Source organism: Bacillus sp. UNC438CL73TsuS30, assembly GCF_000482325.1.
GTDB lineage: Bacteria > Bacillota > Bacilli > Bacillales > Cytobacillaceae > Neobacillus.
In genome coordinates, this window is the sequence record NZ_KI535298.1 from 61,399 (window position 1) to 80,772 (window position 19,374).

Genomic DNA, 19,374 nt, shown 5'->3' on the forward strand with positions numbered 1-19,374 from the left:
CAGGCTTCGCCAAAGCTGTCCGAATAGGCTCCTGATTCGGACTCAACTGCCCCTGTATTCATCAAAGCTGTCCGAATGAGCTCCTGATTCGGACTCAACTGACTCCAGGCTTCGCCAAAGCTGTCCGAATGAACTCCTGATTCGGACACAACTACCCCTGGCTTCACCATAGATGTCCAAATGAACTCCTGATTCGGACACAACTACCCCTGGCTTCGCCAAAGCTGTCCAAATTAGCCCATTATTCGGACACGATCGTCCACGGCTTCGCCAAAGCTGTTTTGCAGGGACAAATAATAAAAATATCATTTAGATTCAAAAAAAAATTGCCGAGAATTTATCCTTTCTCGACAATCTGACTGCCGTTGCCGGCAGTTTTAATTCATGATCGTGACATTTACATGTTTTCTTCCCCAATTGATCGCTTTTGTTTTAGATGGGATAAACACATCGATATGATGGCCTTTAATGGCTCCGCCTGTATCTCCGGCAACAGCATATCCATACCCTTCCACGTAAACCTTTGAACCTAAAGGAATAACTTTCGGGTCAACTGAAATAACCTTTGCTTTCGGATTTGACTTAAGATTAATCCCAGTCGCCGTAATTCCGGAACAACCTTTACACTGTGCAGTGTAGGCAGTTGCTTTCACGGCAATTACTTTTGATTTTTTCACTGCCCTTTTTTTCTTCACATGTTTCTTTTTTGAAACATGTTTTTTCTTTTTACCATGTTTAGTAGCTTTTTTATTTGAATCAATAGTGAGTTTATCTCCAGGATGAATCACACTAGAAGACAGATGATTTTTCTTTTTAATCTTATGTACAGTTGTCTTATGTACTTTTGCAATATCCCAAAGGGTATCTCCCTTTTTTACTGTAATCTCAGCGGCATCGACATTAGCACCTATAGTCCCTGAGAGTGCAGCTACTGCGAATAATGCTATTATTTTTTTAAACATTTTTTTACCCCCCATGTTCTTTCGTTCGCTAACTAGTACCATGATAACATGGAATTTCCTTATAAAAAGAACAGGGAGATGTTAATTACTTTACACAAAGTCCAATTATATTACAATAACATTTCAATGGTCAGAAAAATATTTCTTCTTCGAATTATATATATTCCATAAAAAAAACGGAGGTCAAAACCTCCGTTTTCACTACAAGATTAGCTTATTTTGGAAATTGCAACGGCACAGGCCTTATACTCTGCGGTTCCGGAAATAGGATCAAATTCATTTAAGGTTAGTACATTGGTAGGCGTTTCACTCCAGTGAAAACTCATGAACACTAGACCAGGTACCACTTGATCCGTTATTTTCGCCTTAACATTTAATCCTCCTCTACGGGAACGTACCTGAACAACCTCGCCATCTACGATTCCTAATAATATTGCATCTTCCGGATGAATATCAACCGTTTCTTCCGTCTGTTTTATCTTTACTCCAGCTGCATAATGACGTGTTTGTGAGTGCGTATTATAGGATTCATAGCGGCGTCCGGTTGTGAGCATAAATGGATATTCCTCATCAGGACGCTCTAATGGCTGTGTGTAGTCAACAGGGACAAACGGTGCTTTTTTACTTGGTTGCATTTCTTGGTGGAATCGCTCATGCATGACAAATGTGCCCGGATGGTCTTCCGCAGGACATGGATAATGGAGGCTGTACTCTTTTTCCAGACGTTCATAGGAAATACCGCCATACATCTCCCATGCAAGCCTTCTCACTTCATCCCAGATTTCCTCACTGCTGTTATACTTCATCGTGTAGCCCATTATTGTTGAAAGTTCGCAAAGAATTTCCCAATCTTCTTTTACATTTGGATGGGACTCAACTGCTTTGCGCACCCGTTGAATACGTCGATCTGTATTTGTATACGTCCCATCCACCTCACCCCAAGAACGGGCCGGCAACACGACATCCGCCATTTGGGCTGTCTCCGTTAAAAAGATGTCTTGAACAACTAATAGGTCGAGCTTTTCTAATAATGTTTTAGTATGATTCATATGAACATCAGCTAGAAGTGGATTTTCTCCTATTACATAAAGGGCCTTTACGGCACCAGTTTCAATCCTATCAAAGGTTCTGGTTTGGGTATCACCTGCGATTGGGTTCAACACCACATTCCATTCTTTTTCATACCGTCCCCGATATTCCGCGTTTGTAAGACTCATTGCCCCTGCCAATTGATTTGGCAAGCAGCCCATATCTCCTGCACCCTGAACATTATTTTGCCCCCTAAGCGGCATAATTCCGGTGCCTTCCCTGCCAATATTGCCGGTTAATAATGCTAGATTCGCAATATCAAAAACATTATTTACACCGCAATGGTGTTCCGTAATCCCAAGAGTATAGGCAATCATGGAGCCGCTTGAGGCAGCATAATCTCTTGCTGTTGCAACAATATCCGCTGGATTTAACCCAGTAATTTTGGCCGCATGCTCCGGTGTATAAGATTCCACGAGTCTTTCAAGTGCAGCAAAATCAATCGTAAATTGCTTTATAAACTCCTGGCTATATAATTCTTCTTTTATAATTACATGGATAAGCGCATTAATAAGAGCGATATCCGAACCGACATTGATTTGTAAATGACGATGGGCTACTTTCACCATTTCAATTTTTCTTGGGTCAATAACAATAATTTTAAGACCTGATTTGGCTGCTCTTTTCATTCGGTTCGCGATAATTGGATGGGCCTCGGTTGTGTTTGACCCCATTAACAGCAATACCTTCGCTTTTTCAAAATCTTCAAGTGTGTTGGTTGGGAAACCGCTTCCAAAAACAGTTGCCAGACCGGCAACGCTAGGGGCGTGTCACGTTCGGTTACATCCGTCGATATTATTGCTGCCAATCACAGTTCTCATAAATTTTTGTGTGATAAAATTGGATTCATTCGTAGTCCGTGCACAGGCAAACATGGAAATGGCATTTGGACCCCAATCGCCATTAATTTCTCCCAATTTCTTTGCGATAAATTCGTAAGCTTCATCCCATGTTGTTTCAACCAGTTTTCCGCTTCTACGAATGAGCGGAGATGTTAGTCTATTTTTTGCGTGAACATATTCATAGGCAAATGCTCCTTTTACACAGGTTTGTCCCTTGTTGACAGGAGCCTCCTTATCACCGCGGATCTTCTTGATTTTATTATCCTGGACTTCGAGCACTAAGCCGCAGCCGGTTCCACAATAACCACAAATGGCCTTTACCAAAGATGTTTCACCCATTGTCTTCCCTCCTTTGATTAAACAAGAAACCCTACTACCATCATATTAATCTATTCTTTTCATCATGTAAGTTTCTTTTTCGACTCAAATTTGTCTATTTTTCGAAAACTAGATAAGCAGAAGCACCTTGTTCAGCCTCGACAAGCGCTAGAGCTAGACAAATAAAAAACGAGAGAATGAATCTCCCGTTTTTTGTCAGGCCGTTTTAGCCGGTAATAATATATTAAAGGTGGTACCTTTATTTGGTTCGCTTTCAACAAACACTTTTCCGTTATGGCTTTCAATGATTTTAAAGCTGACCATTAACCCTAACCCGTTTCCATTTTTCTTTGTGGTGAAAAACGGTTCTCCCAAGTTCTTTAATTTCTCTTTTGGAATTCCAACACCCGTGTCTTGAATCGAAATTTGTACGTTATTCTCATGAATAAGCGTTTTAACGTGCAGCTCACCGCCATTCGGCATCGCTTCGATTCCATTTTTAATAAAGTTCAAAAAGACTTGCTTTAGACGGTTTTCATCGCATTCAATCTGAATAATTTCTTGATTACACTCAAAGTGAAGGCGAACATTTTTCTTTCTCGCCTCAAATTCCAGTAAAGATACCACATTTTTAATGACCGGAACAACATTCTTTTCCTCTAATTCAACCGCTTTTGGTTTTGCTAACACCATAAAATCCTCAACAATCGTGTTAACCCGTTCTATTTCATCAAGAATGATGTTCAAGAATTCCAACCGTTCTGGGTCCGTTTCATCTAATTGAAGAAATTCAGCATAACCTCGCATCGAGGTTAACGGATTCCGTATTTCATGAGCTACCCCTGCCGCCAATTGACCGACGGCCGCAAGCTTATCCTGACGATGGAGGACTTCTTCCGTACGTTTACGTTCGGTAATATCATTGCGAATTGCTAAATACTGATAAGGTTTACCCTGGTCATTCAAGAAGGGAATTATGGTTGTATCGACCCAATAATGGGAGCCATCCTTGGCCTTATTTCTAATTTCCCCTTTCCATACATTCCCCTCGCCAATTGTTTTCCATAAACTTTTGAAATATTCCTTGGAATGGAAACCGGAATTTAATATATTATGATCTTTTCCAATGATCTCCTCACGGCTATACTTCGAAATCTCACAAAACTTATCATTCACGCTGGTAATCTTACCTTGTGCATCGGTAAAAGCAACAATAGAAGACTGGTCGAGGGCAAATTTAATATCCGTGTTTTCCTTAACCATTTGTTTTAAATGTTCTTCCGCTTTCTTCCTATTTGAAATATCGGTTCGAATCGCAACATATTGATAGGGTTTACCGTTCTCATTGAGGAATGGAACAATCGTTGTATCTACCCAGTAATTACTGCCATCTTTTGCCCGGTTACAGATTTCACCCTTCCAAACATTTCCCTGTCCAATCTTTTTCCATAACTCTTTAAAAAATTCTTTTGAGTGGTAACCAGAATTTAAGATCCGATGATCCTGACCGATTAATTCATTTCGCTGATACTTCGAAATCTCACAGAATTTATCATTAACAGTCGTAATTCGACCCTTCTCATCTGTTATGGCAACAATAGAGGATTGGTCCAGAGCGAATGTAATGTCACGAACTTCCTTAAGTGAATCCAGCAAATCCTGCTCGGCCTGCTTTCGCTTTGAAATATCAGAACGAATCGCAATATATTGGACCGGTTTTCCTTTTTTATTTAAAAAGGGAACAATCGTCGTGTCCACCCAATAAAAAGAGCCATCTTTGGCCATGTTGCGAATTTCTCCTCTCCAGATTTTTCCGGAGGTAATTGTATGCCATAATTTTGCAAAGAATTCTTTTGAATGGTACCCCGAATTTAAAATTCGATGATTTTCACCAAGAATTTCTTCCTTTTTGTATTTTGAAATTTCCTCAAATTTATCATTTACATACATAATCGTTCCACGTTTATCGGTAATGGCTACAATGGTTGATGCATCAAGAGCCGCCTTTATATCCTTTAAATTCGTATCCGAAGCAACCAGTTGTTTACTAATTAAGGTACTGGAGGCAATGAGTCCGCCAATAATTAAAATGGATACAAATAAGACTAAATAAATAATAAAGGTATCCTCGCCACTTGAAGGCTTAATGATTTCAGCAGTTGAAAGAATTGTTGTAGCTCTCTTAATTAGAAAATGCCCTTCAGCAATCGCACCTGCCATAATTACCGCACTAACCGGTTTCAGCCATACTTGATTAGCGTGTGTATAACTCTTTGATGAATATAAAATCCATAATGAAAACATGAAGGTACAAAAAATTAGAATACCAGCAAAAACACATAGCGGAATATTATATTTCAGGGTCACATTCATTGCATAAAGACTTATGATGTGAGTAGCATAAACTGCAACTGTTAAAAGTAATGCACCAATCATTAGCTGGAATAACCGAATTTTTTTACCAAAGAACGGGACAAAAGCCATCCCAGTAAAAGCAATCCCGATAAAAATGGATAAAATGGTAAATGGAATTTGATAACTTGCAAACCGGCTGCTATCTGCCGCAATAAGCCCCATAAAATTCATTACCCAAATTCCAACACCTAATGTTACCGATCCCCCTAAGAATAAAAGGCGTTTATTAGGTTCAGCTGATTTAATTAAGGTGAACATATCTAATGCTGTATAGGAAGCCATTATCGTTAATCCAATGGCAATCAAAATAAAAAAAGGATGAATCGCTCCAAGAACTATATTCATTAACGTGCATCCCTCCAATCTCCATCATTACTATTATGATTGTAATGTAAAGTATTTTATTAGGGAAGTACCAATTACTGAAAGAAAGCTAATTTTCTACTATCATTACCTAAAAGCTGTTTTTCATCAGAGATAAAAAAACATTCAGGAATCGGGACAAAAGAACTATATTTAAAAAAGTTAAAATTTTTTGAAAAAAGGCCTACACATTTTTAATTTTTTCGTTTATACTGTACTACAACAGATGAATTATTAATAAACTGTATTAAACAAAGGAGGAATTTTAAATGTTAATGAATCCAGTTGAGTTTTTCCGTAACCTACCTAAGAAGGAATGTCCAGAGTGCGGTCAGCATATGGAGGAGCAAGCGGAATCCTACATGATGGAATGTGATCGCTGCCTGTCAAAAAAAGAGGAGTATTAATTTTTCGTCCCCACTGTACTATAACAAAAGAAATATTAATAAGTTGTATATAACAAAGGAGGAATTTTAAATGTTAATGAGCCCAGTTGAATTTTTCCGTAATTTGCCTAAGAAGGAATGTCCAGAGTGTGGTCAACACATGGAAGAGCAAGCTGAATCCTACATGTTGGAATGTGATCGCTGCCTGTCAAAAAAAGAGGAATATTAATTTTTCGTCCCCACTGTACTACAACAAAAGAAATATTAATAAACTGTATATAACAAAGGAGGAGATTTAAATGTTAATGAGTCCGGTTGAATTTTTTCGTAATTTGCCTAAGAAGGAATGTCCAGAGTGTGGTCAGCACATGGAGGAACAAGCGGAATCCTACATGATGGAATGCGAACGCTGTTTATCAAAAAAAGAAGAGTAAACCAACTCTCCAGGAAGCTGGAGAGTTTTTAATTTGCAATTACTTCCGCCGCAGAAAAAGAATAAACCAATCCCTTGTTGCAAATCATGTAACAAAGGAGTTGAAATGACGTGGCAAGGGCAAAAAAAGAAGATTATCTTACAAATTCACCAAAGCAAGAACAAGTAACAATCGAGAACGGATCCATTTTTCCAAATTTAAAAAATGTTGCCGGTGATTCCGTTGACCGTCACATGGAACTCACCGAAGCCAATATTGTAATAACCGGGGATGAAATTAAACAACAGAATGAAAACCTGTAAAAAGAATAAAAGACTGTCATAGTACAGTGACAGTCTTTTCAAAATATCTTATATTTTTGGAAGCTCTCTAATTTCAGACATCATTTCATTTCCACACATTGGGCAAAGTAAATCATCTGTAACAAAATCCTTTCGCATCCAGCCGATGCAGGAGTCATCTATACATGAGTAAATTTCAGTATCCACAAGGATATTTTCAATTTCTTCCTCTTTAGCTCGTTTACCATAAAAAATGGGAACCGCCTCCTTTTCACTACTATTGTTAGTATGCACAAAAATCAATTATTTCATTTCTAAAAATGGAATTATCTTTTTTCTATTGAAGGGAGAATACAAATGAGCATAAATTCAAAAAAATTCACGAATGTTGGGACCGATATTGAAGAGGTTAAAAGATTAAACAGCCGGTCAGGTCTTAGTTATAATGAAGTAAAAAAATTGCTGGCAGAACAATATCGAAAAAAATAACAGAGGCTGATTCTTCAGCCTCTTTACGGAAAATAGATCTCAATTTTTTTATTTTCGATATTTAATGAATAATAATTTTTAAACACTTCTTCTTTTTTTAATTCTATTCCGTCAGGTAGTTCAATGACGTTAATTGTTTTTCCCTCTTTTATAAAAGCAATTGTTGAACCAATCATGATCATCTCTTCAAACCAAAACCCGTCCCGTTTTACTAATTCTTCGTCTACATACGTATTCACAACAACCTGCCGATGATGAAATTTTATCATTTCCTTAGGCATATCAAAGACTCCCTTGGTTCATTTATATCATTCATTTTCCTCCTTTATTCAAGGTTTGACAAGGAGAAAAGGAATCGCTTCCCTAGTCAGTATGGTCAATGATGATACCTTCGTGATGCCTTTTGGACAAGATTTTACTTTTCTTCCGGGTTTCCTTTGACTGAAAAATAATATCAAAATCATAATCATCCGGGTAAAGCTCAGCTGCCGATATATATAGCTTTAATCTTTTCTGGTTTACGGAAATCTTCTCTCCTTTTATTTGAACAAGATAGTTCCCTTGCTGATCTGGACCGGTATAGACGATTCCATACTCGTTGGAAGGAGAAATTTTGACATTGTCGCCCTGATGATAAATTGGGACATTATCATGCTCTTTAAAAGCTGCTTTCCGCTTTTGATACTTGTTGACGATGATTTGTTTTTCTATTTCTTTACGTTTCCTGGGATCGATTTCGGCCATCTCATAATGTTTTTCTTCCTTATAGGTAATCGCATGTGCCCTTTCAATGATGTTTGGATGGATTCCCAGCTTAAGTGCAATCGCAAAGGCCTGGCTTTCTCCCCCTCTGCCAATATGAAGGCGATACGTAGGCGAGAGCGTCTCCAAATCGAATTCCATCGATCCGTTCATAAATCCTGAATGCGCTTCGGCAAATTCCTTTATTTCGCTATAGTGAGTAGTTGCAAATAATGTAGCCCCTTTTTCATAGAGTGTTTCTAAAATGGAGGTTGCAAGCCCCATTCCTTCACCAGGGTCTGTCCCCGATCCCAATTCATCTAATAAGACCATTGTTTGATCATTGGTATCCTTTAAAATTTCAATGATATTCACGATTCTAGAACTAAAAGTGCTTAAATTCTCTGTAATGCTTTGGCCGTCCCCAATATCAACAAGAATACGATGAAAAATACTAAGATTACTTCCCGGGGCTGCAGGAATATGAAGGCCGCTTTGTACCATTAGCGTTAATAGCCCAATAGTTTTTATCGTTACTGTCTTTCCTCCTGTATTCGGACCCGTGATCACTAATGCATTCGCTGTATTACCTAGTTCCAGTGTTAACGGTACTGCCTTTTCTCCAAGCAAGGGATGTCTTGCTTGAATTAATTGGATTTCATGTGATTCATTGATCCCTGCCTCCACACCATTCAGGGTACGGCTATATTTTGCTTTCGCAAATAAAAAATCATAATGAACCATAATTTCCATTGCTGAGCAAATTTGCTGTTGATTTTCCTCTACTAAACCAGTTAGATAAACAAGCACCTTTTGTACCTCTACTTCTTGATCTGCTAGAAACCATGTTAATTGGTCCTGGTAAAACGAAATTTCCTCCGGCTCTATGAAAAGGGTCGAACCTGATGCAGAGGTATCAAGGACAGTACCTTTGATTTTGTTACGATATACTTTTTTAATCGGGATGACATATCTCCCGTTTCTTTGACTGACAACATTTTCTTGAAGATAGGTTTTATATTTATTGGAACGAATCAACTGCATGGTTTTCTCTTTTAAGCGTTCCTCATGAATAATGATTTGTTTCCTGATTTTTAATAATTCTTTGCTTGCATAATCATCCACCTTGCCATTCCTGATACAGCGGATGATTTCATTTGCAAGTTCAGGCAGGTCATTCATTGTCACGACATATGAAGAAACTCTTGGTGCCAGGCACTCTTTATCCTTCATAAATCTTCGCATTTTCCTACAGCAGTCCAAAAACTCATAAAGCTTTGCCAGTTGATCCGGACGGAGTGCTACTCCCTTATTCAATTGCAGGATTAACTGCTGCATACCATCCATCCCATGTAGAGGTACACTTGAGCTTTTTTTCAAAATTTCTACCGCTTCTGACACCTCACCCAGCCATGCTTCAATTTGTTTTAAATGGGTAGACGGAGTGAGAGCTAGAATTTTTTCTTTCCCTTCGTTTGTTAAGGCAAATTGAGCAATCTGCTCTTTAATTTGTTGAAATTCCAATGTTTTAAAAGTATGTTGATTCAATTTGGTTTTTCCTCCCTAAAAATAAAAATAGCCGCAATGAACAATGTCATTGCGGCCAACGTGAAAAAATGAGTCTTTCCCCTTCATTTTTTCATGCATAAATTTTCCCAAAATAAAAACTGTCTACACAAGTGTACACAGCATCATGGAAAAAGAATGTATGCCTATGTTCGCTCATTGTTCTTAACTTCACCCCATAACAAATAACCCTCTTTCACCCTTTTAAAAAATGAATGAGGCTAACGGAATGATTGTATCCAATTCATGGATTAGTTAAGAACGACACCTAACATAAAACATACTCCTTACTTTTTACAATTTATCAAATATAGAATATTCAATTTGGAACCAATTGTCAATAATGGAAGAGAAATTCAGCTTAGATTTTTATAGTAAGACAGGAATAAGATACGGCAAGATACAGGAAGTCAAAATTGCAGCAATTCCCATCGCTGCTCCAGCCACTGCCCCTTGGATTTCCCCCTCCTTGACTGCTTCAGCAGTTCCGATTCCGTGAGCAATCGTTCCAATCGAAAGGCCGCGGGCAAACGGATGATCAATCTTAAACAAGTTTAATAATTTGGGACCAAACATCGCACCAATCATCCCGGTAATAATGACAAAGGCAACAATTAACGGCAAGTTCACTTTTAATATTTTACCAATCTCTGTTGCCACCGGTACAGTCACAGATTTGATACTTAATGCAAGAAGAGTGGTTCTAGAAAAGTGAAAGGCTTTCGCCAAAAGCAAGGCAGTGCCAATTGTTAAAACGGTCCCTGCAATTAACCCAATCAATGCAGCACCAAAATATTTAGATAGAAGATGCCAATTCTTATATATCGGTACTGCAAGAGCAACTGTAGCCGGACCAAGCAAAAAGGTCATGATATTCTTTGCGGGAGTATAATCATCATAAGATATGTGCAGTCCCAGTAAAAAGGCAATAATCAAAATTGTACTTAAAAACACTGGGCTGGTTAAAGGTGTGGGATATTTTCCCGCTAAAAAAATTGTCAGTCTATAGATTAACAGTGTTAAAAGGATACTAAATAACGTGATCATGATAATCTACTACCTTTTCTTTTTTCTTTATGACAGCCTGAGTTGTTTTTCCAGCCGTTACCAATCCAATGAATGCACTAATTACAAGAATAAACAGAAAAAGCAGCCCTTTATTAAGTAAAGTTGGACCCAGAGTCATTAAACCAACCGAAATGGGAATGAAAAAGAATCCTAAATGCTTCAAAAGCCAGCTAGAAACAAGTTCAATTTGGTCAATTTTTATGATTTTAAGCCAGAGTAAAACCAAAAGCACCATCAAACCCAGTACATTCCCAGGGATTTTCAAATGTGTAAAATGGACGGTCCAATTTCCGATTTGATAGATTAAAACTAAGATCAACAATTGGCAGAATATTTTCCAACCCTTTTTCATCCACCGAACCCCCACTCCGTTTTTATTTAGTATAAGGGATAAACTTATGAACAACTATCTTTTGTTCACAAATTATCCATATGATTTTTTTTAAAACTTCTTTATCTTATTGATAGGAGGGATTACAAAATGAAAAAGATCTACCTAATATGCACTCTTGCTGTATTCGTTGGTATAGCAGCTGGAATTGCTTTTTTTCTGATTCGGGATGCAAACACAAAAATACCTTCAAATATTACCTTATTTAACCAAAATGGAGAATCATACAAATTTGGAGCGGACGATTCAAAGCTAAAGCTTGTAGAATTTATTTATACTCATTGTCCTGATATTTGTCCGACAACAACGCAAAAAATGAATGTTTTAAAACAAGAATTGGAGAAAAGCGGTGTTTTTGGCAAGAATATCGAATTTCTTACGATTACCATCGATCCATACCGCGATACTCCCAAGGTATTAAAAGGCTACATGAAAGGATTCGGCATTAGCAATGATCAAAATTGGCTGTTTTTAACAGGGGATAGGCAGAACATTAAAAGAGATCAGAAGAGTATTAGAGAAATCGCCACCTCCTTACAATTTCAATATAAGGATCCAGGTAACGGACAATTTATCCATACGACGAACACTTATTTAGTGGACAAAAATAATAAGTTTATCGCCAAATTCCCAATGGGAGAAAAATTCGACAAAAAAGCAGTGTATGAAAAAATCATGAATAAAATTAATTAGAATTACCCTTCACTAAAAAAAGCGGCTAGTCCATTGGATTAACCGCTTTTTTCAACCTATTTAATTCACCGATGAAGGATATCTTTTAATTTGCTGCAAGGATAAAAGGTAATTGGACTTTGGTTTTGTAAGACTTACTTTAATACCAGCTTTTTTTAATTTATTAACGAATTCTGTAAGCTGCTTTTTTGCCATGCTTCTCACCTTCTTTAACATCATACGTACATTCTACAATAAAAATATGAATAAAGTGTTAAAACCTGAAAAAAAATTTAGAAATATTTTCATGTTAGGATGAACCGCTCACACGAATTAATGGAACTGCCATTACTAATAGTTTCGTTCTATGAGTTATTAATGGTATAATAAATAGATATTTTGTTTTGGAGGATTTTAACTATGATTACCGTTAGCAATGTAGGCTTAAGATATGGAGACCGCAAACTGTTTGAAGATGTTAATATTAAATTTACACCCGGAAATTGTTATGGTTTGATTGGGGCAAATGGCGCCGGAAAATCTACATTTTTAAAAATACTTTCAGGTGAAATCGAAGCACAAACCGGGAACGTTTCACTTGGACCAAATGAGCGGATGGCAGTATTAAAACAAAACCATTTTGAGTATGAAGAATACGAGGTTTTAAAAACTGTTATCATGGGTCACGTAAGATTATACCAAGTAATGCAGGAAAAGGATGCCATCTACATGAAAGAAAATTTCACTGATGAAGATGGGATGAAAGCTGCTGAACTTGAAGGTGAATTTGCAGAATTAAACGGATGGGAGGCTGAACCGGAAGCCGCTATCCTATTAAAAGGTCTTGGGATTGAAGAAGACCTGCATTATAAAACTATGGCTGAATTAACCGGTTCTGAGAAAGTAAAAGTCCTTCTTGCTCAAGCCTTGTTCGGACGCCCTGATGTCCTTCTTTTGGACGAGCCAACGAACCACTTAGATATAAAAGCGATTCAATGGCTTGAAGATTTCTTAATTAACTTTGAGAATACCGTTATCGTCGTTTCCCATGACCGTCATTTTCTAAACAAGGTTTGTACCCATATCGCTGACCTAGATTTCAGTAAGATCCAAATCTATGTCGGGAACTATGATTTCTGGTATGAATCCAGCCAATTAGCGTCAAGGATGGCTTCTGACGCCAACAAGAAGAAGGAGGAAAAAATTAAGGAGCTACAAGGCTTCATTGCCCGCTTTAGTGCAAATGCTTCCAAATCCAAGCAGGCTACCTCCCGTAAAAAACTATTAGAAAAAATTACGTTAGATGATATCAAGCCATCGTCACGCCGTTACCCATTTGTCGGTTTTACACCGGAACGTGAAATCGGAAATGACCTATTAAGGGTAGAAGGTTTGACAAAAACGATTGATGGTGTGAAGGTTCTTGATAATATTAGCTTCTTTATGAATAAAGGAGACAAAATTGCACTTGTTGGAACAAACGAGGTTGCAAAAACCACTTTGTTTAAGATTTTAATGGGTGAAATGGAACCTGACAGTGGTTCATTTAAATGGGGAATTACAACAAGTCAGGCTTATTTTCCAAAGGATAACTCCGAGTTCTTTGAGAACAGTGAATTAAATCTTGTGGAATGGCTCCGCCAGTTTTCACCTAAAGATGAAAGCGAAAGCTTTTTACGAGGCTTCTTAGGAAGAATGCTATTTTCCGGTGAGGAAGTATTGAAAAAGGCTAGTGTGCTTTCAGGTGGCGAAAAGGTTCGTTGTATGCTTTCAAAAATGATGCTAAATGGCGCAAACGTATTGCTGCTAGATGAACCAACCAACCACCTTGATTTGGAATCCATTACAGCATTAAATAATGGATTAATTAATTTTAAGGGATCTCTCTTGTTTTCTTCCCATGACCATCAGTTCATTCAAACCATTGCCAATCGAATTTTCGAATTGACACCAAAGGGGTTGGTTGACAAGGAAATGAGTTATGATGAGTATCTTGAAAATGCTGATATTCAAAAACAAGTAGCGGAAATGTATCAATAAGTATAAAGCGGGCACATAAATGTGCCCGCTTTTTTGGTGAAGCTCTAATAGTGCTTAGGGGCTTTTTTTCCTGCGACGAGACGAAGGCTCAGATCTCGTTCCTGTTTCGGTATTTGTCGTCCCTTGTCCTTCTACCTGAGAAGAATTAAGCCCTATTGTCGAAGCATCTTTTTTACGCTTTCCCATATCAACACCTCCCATTATAGTTTTGGAAAAATATCGGTACTTATACGGAATAATTCAGGAAAACTTAGGCAAGATAATCTACAGGAGGAGGTGTTTTGTATGGCAAAGATTGGAGTAGAACAATCTCTTACAAATATTCAACAGGCATTAAAGGAAAAAGGTTATGATGTTGTTGAACTGAAGCAGGAATCAGATGCGCAGAATTGTGATTGCTGTGTGGTTACTGGTATGGACTCTAACGTTATGGGAATGCAGGATACCTATACAAAGGGATCTGTTATTGATGCCAATGGAATGTCCGCTGACGAAGTATGCCAACAGGTGGAAAGCAGACTGCAATGATTTTCTCAGGAAGACTAAAGGTTTAAAACTTTAGTCTTTTTTCATATCTTCTTCTTTTTTGGGGTTAATGTTGACTTTTGGACCAAAACCATTTGTTTGTTTATTTATTTTCTCCTTTCGGGCAGGCTCTTCTTCTACTTTTTCTTCATCCTCATTCAAATTTGGCGTATATTCACTTCCATATGTTGCACCAATATTCAATTTCCCCTTCAATTCTTTAATTCCTAACTGGCCAAAATTATTATTAAGCTCATATTTATCTAAAATGATTTTTTCGATGTTAATTTTTTCAATAATAATCGGGGGCTCCTTATGAATGACTTTTTTCTCTTCAGAGTCCTTTTTTTGTTCCTGGATTGCTAATATAGATTTTTTCAATTCTTTTATATCTAATTCTAGGGAAGTCAATTTTCTTTTTAAGTTCTTTTCATCATCATTTTTATTGAAAATGAAGAATAAATCTTTTAGTGACATGTGCGCGGACGCTCCCTTATTTTATCCTTACTTATATATATGGGAGATAAAGATAAACATGTCCAAATAAAGAAAAGGAGAACGTATTCTAGTCAATTGGGATTATTTCTCCTTTTTCCATTTTCCGTTGATAGCTCACAAATAAAATTCCGTTCCAAAACTTTGCATTTATTTCATTGGGGCTAATTTGATCCGGAATTTTAATTTGTCTCTGAAACTCACCATAGAACCTTTCAGAATAAGCTATTTTCAAATTAGGATGAATGGGCAGTGCGGTCCCTTTAATCGTTAAAATATCTCCGTTAAGACCTAATTCAATATTTTCTTTCCTTACTCCTGGGAGCTCGATTAAAACCATTACCTCTTCCTCCCCTTCCAAAATATCAATGGATGGAAAGGTACGCGAGTTTTTCTCTTCTCGCATATTTTTTTCACCATTTCCGTAAATAGGGGATTTAAAGGAAGGATCATTCATAAATTGTTTTGCAAAATCCTGTTCAAATATATTTTTCCAGAAATCGCCTCCTTGCATATTTTGAGCGACCTCCAGCCATTGTTTTAATTTATCCATATCCATCTATTTACACATCTCCTTCATCTCTTGCCCCGTTCATTCGGGATAAACCTCAGGAACAATGCATATATTTAACCACAAGCATAAGGAGGAGATAACATGCCGGCTCCGGTTCCGTATATTAATATAAATATATTTATGATTAAAATTAATTCCTTTGAAAATGCATCTGCTGTAAATATTGGTCAAAATCTTTTGGCCGAATGGCATAATTCAGACAAAAAAAATCAAGGATATGGGCAAAACTTTGGTGATAAAAGCGACTTTTTTGGGAATAGAAGTTTCGTAGATGATCGCGATCAAATTGACTCCCCAAGTTCGTTTGAAACAATAGGCGATCCGTTTCCGTGCAGGGAGGAATAAACGAAAAATGAATTGTGGTATTTTTCTTTGAGGATTCTCTCCAATTAGATATAATGATTACAGTACATCTGCTCCTCTTCTATGAGTATTTACAAAGAAGGACAACGAGAACTGTATTCGAAAAATTAAGGCATTAATGTATTGGATTGATGATTTTGTTTCCAAATGAATTTTGGTCCCCGATTACCTTATCGTTAAAAATAGCATCGATTTCCGTCGTGATTGTTTTTTTATTCGGGATTATTTTCGCAAGATTATTCACATTACGGGCATTTAAAGGGAAAGCTTTTATTGAAACCATCCTAATGCTTCCCATTGTCCTCCCGCCAACAGTAATTGGCTTTTTACTTATCTTCTTTTTCGGAAGAAATAGTCCTATAGGCACCTTGATTGAAGAAATTTTCCATCAATCAATCATGTTCACTACATGGGCAGCTATAATCGCATCTACGATTGTGGCATTTCCACTTATGTTTCAAACGGTCAAATTAGGTTTTCAATCGGTTGATAAAGATATTGAAGAAGCAGCAAGAGTAGACGGAGCAAATGAAATGAAAGTTTTTTTATTTGTCACACTCCCCTTGTCGGCTAAATCCATGGTCACAGGTTTAATTTTAAGCTTTGCGAGAGCATTAGGTGAATTTGGAGCAACCCTAATGTTTGCCGGAAATATACCAGGTAAAACGCAAACAGCCCCTACTGCAATCTATGTGGCAATGGATTCAGGGAATATGTCACTTGCATGGATGTTAGTTTTGTCCATGGTTGTGATCTCTTTTTTAATGCTATTTGTAACCAATTACTCCGTAAAACAAAAGCCATGAACAGTTTTTCGCTGTCCATGGCTTTTTATCTTCTTTTTTTAGAAATCAATAAAGTGATTTGTGCCATTGTAAAAGCCAGTGAAGATTTTCTTCGATAGGCAAGGTATTTCGGCTCCCAAATATTTGTATATCTCTCTTTAAATCCTCGAAGCCCCTGGAAGTCATAGATAAAGTGCCCATGAAAGAAAATTTGGGCCGCAACTTTTTCGCTTAGAGATGCGAATCTTGACATACCGACATTTGCTAGCGGGGCCATACCCATATTAAAACGATCAAATCCTTCTTCTTTCGCCCAATCAATTAAAGAAAGAATAAGAAAATCAATCAATCCCGCCTGTAAATTCGGTTTCAACCTCATCAAATCTATGGAAACCGTATTTTGGTCATCGTATACCTGCATAATCGTAATAAAACCAAGAATTTGATTCCTTTGATTTTTCACAAGGGCGATGGGTCCTTTATTTAAATAATCCCGGTCAAAAAACCCAACAGAAAATCCCTTTTCGGCTCTACCCTGGAGCCAGTCGTTTGAAATTCCATTTAATTCGTTTAATAAATCTTCCGAAAAAGGAGGTTTTATCATTTCAAACTGATAGTCTTCCCGGATAAATTTATTTCGTAAGGCTCGTAAATCCTTCATATTATTTTCTGACAGTGAAAAGGTTTTAAGATTGACGTATGCCTCCTCACCTAATTTAAAAAAGGCATACCCGCTGCCGTAGAGCAATGGCAAAATATCATCACTGACCTGATAAAAAACTGGGGTGAAACCATGCAAATCTGAAATTTCCTGAAATTCCTCGATTGCATTTGATAGCTCTCTTTTTTCCCCTATAGGATCTCCTAGAATCACAAGCTTATCTGCATATTGCTGAAAGGAAATCAGAACATTCCTTTTACTGTTCCAAAAAATATACTTATCATGTAGAAAAATTAAATGGGACAATACCTTTGCCTTATATTCTGTTAAGTGAGACTTGATTTCTTGTTCTTGGCCTTTTGAATTCTCAAATTTCCAATTTTTCGGCTTACTGCTTACGTAACCGAATACAAGGATTAAAAAGGCAATAATCAACCCGATCAAGGCACTATTGAATAAGTCATGGTAATCTACAATTACAAATGGTAGAAACCTTCTAGGCATCTCTAATTTGGCTGAAGGTAAATTTAAATAACCGATTAAAATGTACATGAATGTAATAATAAGAATCAGCGTGACATCAAATAAGGTTTTCCCCCATGTAAGAACATAGCTTTCACGGTAAAATTGTCCCTTCGCCATTCTTAAAAGAAGGGCTACAATAATTAAAAAAATCGCTTCCTCATAATCAATTCCCTTAAAAATAGAGAATAACGCAGCAAGAATTAATACAAACATAGTTAATTCATACGTTCTCTTAACACTATACTCAATGCCCCGTGATAACCCCAATAAAAGGAAACCCGCGGCAACCGAGAGCTGATGGGATACATTTATAATCGGAAATGACAGGATCTCCTGTGCAATCCTAAGACGCGACATGATGCCCGGTACACTTGCTGATAAAAGCAAAATCAGTCCTGATAAAAATACCATCAAGGTTAATACAATATGGCTGAATCCCTGCACAATTAATTTTGGTAAATTACTCCAGGTTCTGTTCCATTTTTCCCAATACATTTTGACAAACAGAATGATACTGACTAAAAACGGTAAAATATAATACCCAAACCGATAAAATAATAGAAGAACAATCACTTTTTCCTGCGGTATATGTAAATCCTGCATTCCCCAAATAAATACTAAATCAAACGAGCCCAGGCCTCCGGGAATCATACTAATAATCCCTGCACAGGCAGCAATGATGTATACAGGAAAAAGCTGCTTAAATGAAATTGAAATTCCAAAAAGATGGCTTAAAATCCAGATGGCCATAAAAACGGCAAACCATTCGACCACAGAAACAATAATTAGTTTTACTGCCGAGTTAATGGTAATTAAGGACGGACTGTCTTTTTTGTTTTTTATAATATGTATAAATAGAAATACCGGTAAGTATAATCCAACGCCAAGAACTGCAAAAAACAGCCATTTCACATCCTTGAACAATGGAAAGTGATGATAGAATAGGGTAACAAACCACGATAGGACTGAAATTCCCGTTAAATAAAAAAGGGAAACAGTTGCGATTACCCCTAACAGCTTTCGCTTATCCTGTTCAAGACTATGAAAAAAATAGGTTCTTAGCATCGCACCGATAATACCGCCAAATCCAATTAAATTGGAAAAAGAATTAGCGATGAAGGATTGCTCAAAAAGCTCCTTTTTAGGGACCTTTAGTCCAAGAATTCGAACTAACAGTACATCGTAAAGCAGCATTGGAAGCACGGCCGTAAACGTTATCGCCAGGATTAGAATGAGCATGCTGATATGTAAATTATGCAGTTCATCTGCTAGTAATTGTCCGTTCACATTTCCTGTAAATTTCTTTATTTCAACAATGGCAAAAATCAATAAAAAAAGTGGAAAAATAAATTTTGCTGATTTTAATAATTTTTCTTTTTTGATCCCCAA

23 protein-coding genes are annotated in these 19,374 nt (G+C 37.2%); 10 read left to right on the plus strand and 13 right to left on the minus strand.

What is annotated here, in order from left to right:
- Positions 1 to 377: 377 nt before the first annotated feature.
- The 3 genes from M028_RS0126360 to M028_RS31730 form a co-directional block, all read right to left on the minus strand.
- A complete protein-coding gene (locus M028_RS0126360) occupies positions 378 to 962 on the minus strand; it encodes a 3D domain-containing protein (RefSeq protein ID WP_026576523.1) in 585 nt (194 codons plus the stop codon).
- A 209-nt stretch (positions 963 to 1,171) separates the two neighbouring features.
- Complete coding sequence (gene fdhF / locus M028_RS0126365; RefSeq protein WP_231510898.1) at positions 1,172 to 3,232, minus strand: formate dehydrogenase subunit alpha; 2,061 nt, start codon at positions 3,230 to 3,232, stop codon at positions 1,172 to 1,174.
- 195 nt (positions 3,233 to 3,427) lie between these two features.
- A complete protein-coding gene (locus M028_RS31730) occupies positions 3,428 to 5,971 on the minus strand; it encodes a PAS domain S-box protein (protein WP_051591270.1) in 2,544 nt (847 codons plus the stop codon).
- A gap of 287 nt (positions 5,972 to 6,258) precedes the next feature.
- On the opposite strand from M028_RS31730, the gene yhfH (M028_RS32435) reads away from it, so the two are divergent.
- From yhfH (M028_RS32435) to M028_RS0126395, 4 genes are all read left to right on the plus strand, one after another.
- Complete coding sequence (gene yhfH / locus M028_RS32435) at positions 6,259 to 6,396, plus strand: protein YhfH (RefSeq protein WP_081810901.1); 138 nt, start codon at positions 6,259 to 6,261, stop codon at positions 6,394 to 6,396.
- A gap of 70 nt (positions 6,397 to 6,466) precedes the next feature.
- Entirely contained in the window at positions 6,467 to 6,604 is a 138-nt protein-coding gene (gene yhfH / locus M028_RS32440) for a protein YhfH (protein WP_081810902.1), read from the plus strand.
- A gap of 70 nt (positions 6,605 to 6,674) precedes the next feature.
- A complete protein-coding gene (gene yhfH / locus M028_RS32445) occupies positions 6,675 to 6,809 on the plus strand; it encodes a protein YhfH (protein ID WP_081810903.1) in 135 nt (44 codons plus the stop codon).
- Positions 6,810 to 6,919: 110 nt separating this feature from the next.
- A complete protein-coding gene (locus M028_RS0126395) occupies positions 6,920 to 7,111 on the plus strand; it encodes a hypothetical protein (protein ID WP_026576526.1) in 192 nt (63 codons plus the stop codon).
- 48 nt (positions 7,112 to 7,159) lie between these two features.
- Here M028_RS0126395 and M028_RS0126400 read toward each other — a convergent pair whose 3' ends face one another.
- Positions 7,160 to 7,384: a cold-inducible protein YdjO-related protein gene (locus M028_RS0126400; RefSeq protein WP_231510901.1), complete on the minus strand. Its 225-nt coding sequence runs from the start codon at positions 7,382 to 7,384 to the stop codon at positions 7,160 to 7,162.
- A gap of 63 nt (positions 7,385 to 7,447) precedes the next feature.
- Here M028_RS0126400 and M028_RS33925 point away from each other — a divergent pair, with 63 nt between their 5' ends.
- Positions 7,448 to 7,579, plus strand: coding sequence for a hypothetical protein (locus M028_RS33925; RefSeq protein WP_026576528.1), 132 nt, complete (start codon positions 7,448 to 7,450; stop codon positions 7,577 to 7,579).
- Positions 7,580 to 7,602: 23 nt separating this feature from the next.
- Here M028_RS33925 and M028_RS0126410 read toward each other — a convergent pair whose 3' ends face one another.
- The 4 genes from M028_RS0126410 to M028_RS0126425 all read right to left on the minus strand — a co-directional run bounded on the left by M028_RS0126410 (position 7,603) and on the right by M028_RS0126425 (position 11,306).
- A complete protein-coding gene (locus M028_RS0126410) occupies positions 7,603 to 7,860 on the minus strand; it encodes a hypothetical protein (protein WP_026576529.1) in 258 nt (85 codons plus the stop codon).
- A gap of 82 nt (positions 7,861 to 7,942) precedes the next feature.
- On the minus strand, positions 7,943 to 9,868 hold the full coding sequence (locus M028_RS0126415) for an endonuclease MutS2 (RefSeq protein ID WP_026576530.1): 1,926 nt from the start codon (positions 9,866 to 9,868) through the stop codon (positions 7,943 to 7,945).
- A gap of 387 nt (positions 9,869 to 10,255) precedes the next feature.
- Entirely contained in the window at positions 10,256 to 10,933 is a 678-nt protein-coding gene (locus M028_RS0126420) for an LrgB family protein (protein WP_026576531.1), read from the minus strand.
- Complete coding sequence (locus M028_RS0126425) at positions 10,917 to 11,306, minus strand: CidA/LrgA family protein (protein ID WP_026576532.1); 390 nt, start codon at positions 11,304 to 11,306, stop codon at positions 10,917 to 10,919. The genes M028_RS0126420 and M028_RS0126425 overlap by 17 nt, the downstream gene beginning before the upstream one ends.
- Positions 11,307 to 11,435: 129 nt before the next feature.
- On the opposite strand from M028_RS0126425, the gene M028_RS0126430 reads away from it, so the two are divergent.
- The gene (locus M028_RS0126430) at positions 11,436 to 12,038 is read left to right on the plus strand and encodes an SCO family protein (protein WP_026576533.1); all 603 of its coding nucleotides are present in this window, start codon (positions 11,436 to 11,438) and stop codon (positions 12,036 to 12,038) included.
- A 60-nt stretch (positions 12,039 to 12,098) separates the two neighbouring features.
- Here the strand turns inward: M028_RS0126430 and M028_RS33930 are convergent, their stop codons facing one another.
- Positions 12,099 to 12,233: a hypothetical protein gene (locus M028_RS33930; RefSeq protein ID WP_256218458.1), complete on the minus strand. Its 135-nt coding sequence runs from the start codon at positions 12,231 to 12,233 to the stop codon at positions 12,099 to 12,101.
- A gap of 204 nt (positions 12,234 to 12,437) precedes the next feature.
- Here M028_RS33930 and M028_RS0126440 point away from each other — a divergent pair, with 204 nt between their 5' ends.
- Positions 12,438 to 14,057 (plus strand): ABC-F family ATP-binding cassette domain-containing protein, encoded by a 1,620-nt coding sequence (locus tag M028_RS0126440; RefSeq protein WP_026576534.1) that lies wholly within the window; start codon positions 12,438 to 12,440, stop codon positions 14,055 to 14,057.
- 54 nt (positions 14,058 to 14,111) lie between these two features.
- On the opposite strand, the gene M028_RS33135 is transcribed toward M028_RS0126440, so the two are convergent.
- Positions 14,112 to 14,243: a YuzL family protein gene (locus M028_RS33135; RefSeq protein WP_133337996.1), complete on the minus strand. Its 132-nt coding sequence runs from the start codon at positions 14,241 to 14,243 to the stop codon at positions 14,112 to 14,114.
- A 99-nt stretch (positions 14,244 to 14,342) separates the two neighbouring features.
- Here M028_RS33135 and M028_RS0126450 point away from each other — a divergent pair, with 99 nt between their 5' ends.
- Entirely contained in the window at positions 14,343 to 14,585 is a 243-nt protein-coding gene (locus tag M028_RS0126450; protein ID WP_026576535.1) for a YkuS family protein, read from the plus strand.
- A gap of 30 nt (positions 14,586 to 14,615) precedes the next feature.
- Here M028_RS0126450 and M028_RS0126455 read toward each other — a convergent pair whose 3' ends face one another.
- Positions 14,616 to 15,059 (minus strand): hypothetical protein, encoded by a 444-nt coding sequence (locus M028_RS0126455; protein ID WP_026576536.1) that lies wholly within the window; start codon positions 15,057 to 15,059, stop codon positions 14,616 to 14,618.
- 88 nt (positions 15,060 to 15,147) lie between these two features.
- A complete protein-coding gene (locus M028_RS0126460) occupies positions 15,148 to 15,636 on the minus strand; it encodes an Hsp20/alpha crystallin family protein (RefSeq protein ID WP_026576537.1) in 489 nt (162 codons plus the stop codon).
- Between the two features lie 96 nt (positions 15,637 to 15,732).
- Between M028_RS0126460 and M028_RS0126465 the strand changes: the two genes are divergently transcribed.
- Positions 15,733 to 15,996, plus strand: a complete 264-nt coding sequence (locus tag M028_RS0126465; protein ID WP_026576538.1) for a hypothetical protein — start codon at positions 15,733 to 15,735, stop codon at positions 15,994 to 15,996.
- Between the two features lie 155 nt (positions 15,997 to 16,151).
- On the plus strand, positions 16,152 to 16,820 hold the full coding sequence (modB, locus tag M028_RS0126470) for a molybdate ABC transporter permease subunit (RefSeq protein WP_231510899.1): 669 nt from the start codon (positions 16,152 to 16,154) through the stop codon (positions 16,818 to 16,820).
- 25 nt (positions 16,821 to 16,845) lie between these two features.
- Here the strand turns inward: modB and mprF are convergent, their stop codons facing one another.
- Positions 16,846 to 19,374, minus strand: a complete 2,529-nt coding sequence (gene mprF / locus M028_RS0126475; RefSeq protein ID WP_026576540.1) for a bifunctional lysylphosphatidylglycerol flippase/synthetase MprF — start codon at positions 19,372 to 19,374, stop codon at positions 16,846 to 16,848.

What these genes read in the sequence shown, in the direction of transcription:
- M028_RS0126410 (WP_026576529.1), bottom strand. Translation starts at nt 7,860, where the DNA reads ATGCCTAAGGAAATGATAAAATTTCATCATCGGCAGGTTGTTGTGAAT.
- M028_RS0126465 (WP_026576538.1), top strand. Translation starts at nt 15,733, where the DNA reads ATGCCGGCTCCGGTTCCGTATATTAATATAAATATATTTATGATTAAA.
- yhfH (WP_081810901.1), top strand. Translation starts at nt 6,259, where the DNA reads ATGTTAATGAATCCAGTTGAGTTTTTCCGTAACCTACCTAAGAAGGAA.
- M028_RS0126455 (WP_026576536.1), bottom strand. Translation starts at nt 15,059, where the DNA reads ATGTCACTAAAAGATTTATTCTTCATTTTCAATAAAAATGATGATGAA.
- M028_RS0126425 (WP_026576532.1), bottom strand. Translation starts at nt 11,306, where the DNA reads ATGAAAAAGGGTTGGAAAATATTCTGCCAATTGTTGATCTTAGTTTTA.
- M028_RS0126450 (WP_026576535.1), top strand. Translation starts at nt 14,343, where the DNA reads ATGGCAAAGATTGGAGTAGAACAATCTCTTACAAATATTCAACAGGCA.
- M028_RS33925 (WP_026576528.1), top strand. Translation starts at nt 7,448, where the DNA reads ATGAGCATAAATTCAAAAAAATTCACGAATGTTGGGACCGATATTGAA.
- M028_RS33930 (WP_256218458.1), bottom strand. Translation starts at nt 12,233, where the DNA reads ATGGCAAAAAAGCAGCTTACAGAATTCGTTAATAAATTAAAAAAAGCT.
- yhfH (WP_081810903.1), top strand. Translation starts at nt 6,675, where the DNA reads ATGTTAATGAGTCCGGTTGAATTTTTTCGTAATTTGCCTAAGAAGGAA.
- M028_RS31730 (WP_051591270.1), bottom strand. Translation starts at nt 5,971, where the DNA reads ATGAATATAGTTCTTGGAGCGATTCATCCTTTTTTTATTTTGATTGCC.
- yhfH (WP_081810902.1), top strand. Translation starts at nt 6,467, where the DNA reads ATGTTAATGAGCCCAGTTGAATTTTTCCGTAATTTGCCTAAGAAGGAA.
- M028_RS0126360 (WP_026576523.1), bottom strand. Translation starts at nt 962, where the DNA reads ATGTTTAAAAAAATAATAGCATTATTCGCAGTAGCTGCACTCTCAGGG.
- M028_RS0126440 (WP_026576534.1), top strand. Translation starts at nt 12,438, where the DNA reads ATGATTACCGTTAGCAATGTAGGCTTAAGATATGGAGACCGCAAACTG.
- M028_RS0126420 (WP_026576531.1), bottom strand. Translation starts at nt 10,933, where the DNA reads ATGATCACGTTATTTAGTATCCTTTTAACACTGTTAATCTATAGACTG.
- M028_RS0126430 (WP_026576533.1), top strand. Translation starts at nt 11,436, where the DNA reads ATGAAAAAGATCTACCTAATATGCACTCTTGCTGTATTCGTTGGTATA.
- M028_RS33135 (WP_133337996.1), bottom strand. Translation starts at nt 14,243, where the DNA reads ATGGGAAAGCGTAAAAAAGATGCTTCGACAATAGGGCTTAATTCTTCT.
- M028_RS0126460 (WP_026576537.1), bottom strand. Translation starts at nt 15,636, where the DNA reads ATGGATATGGATAAATTAAAACAATGGCTGGAGGTCGCTCAAAATATG.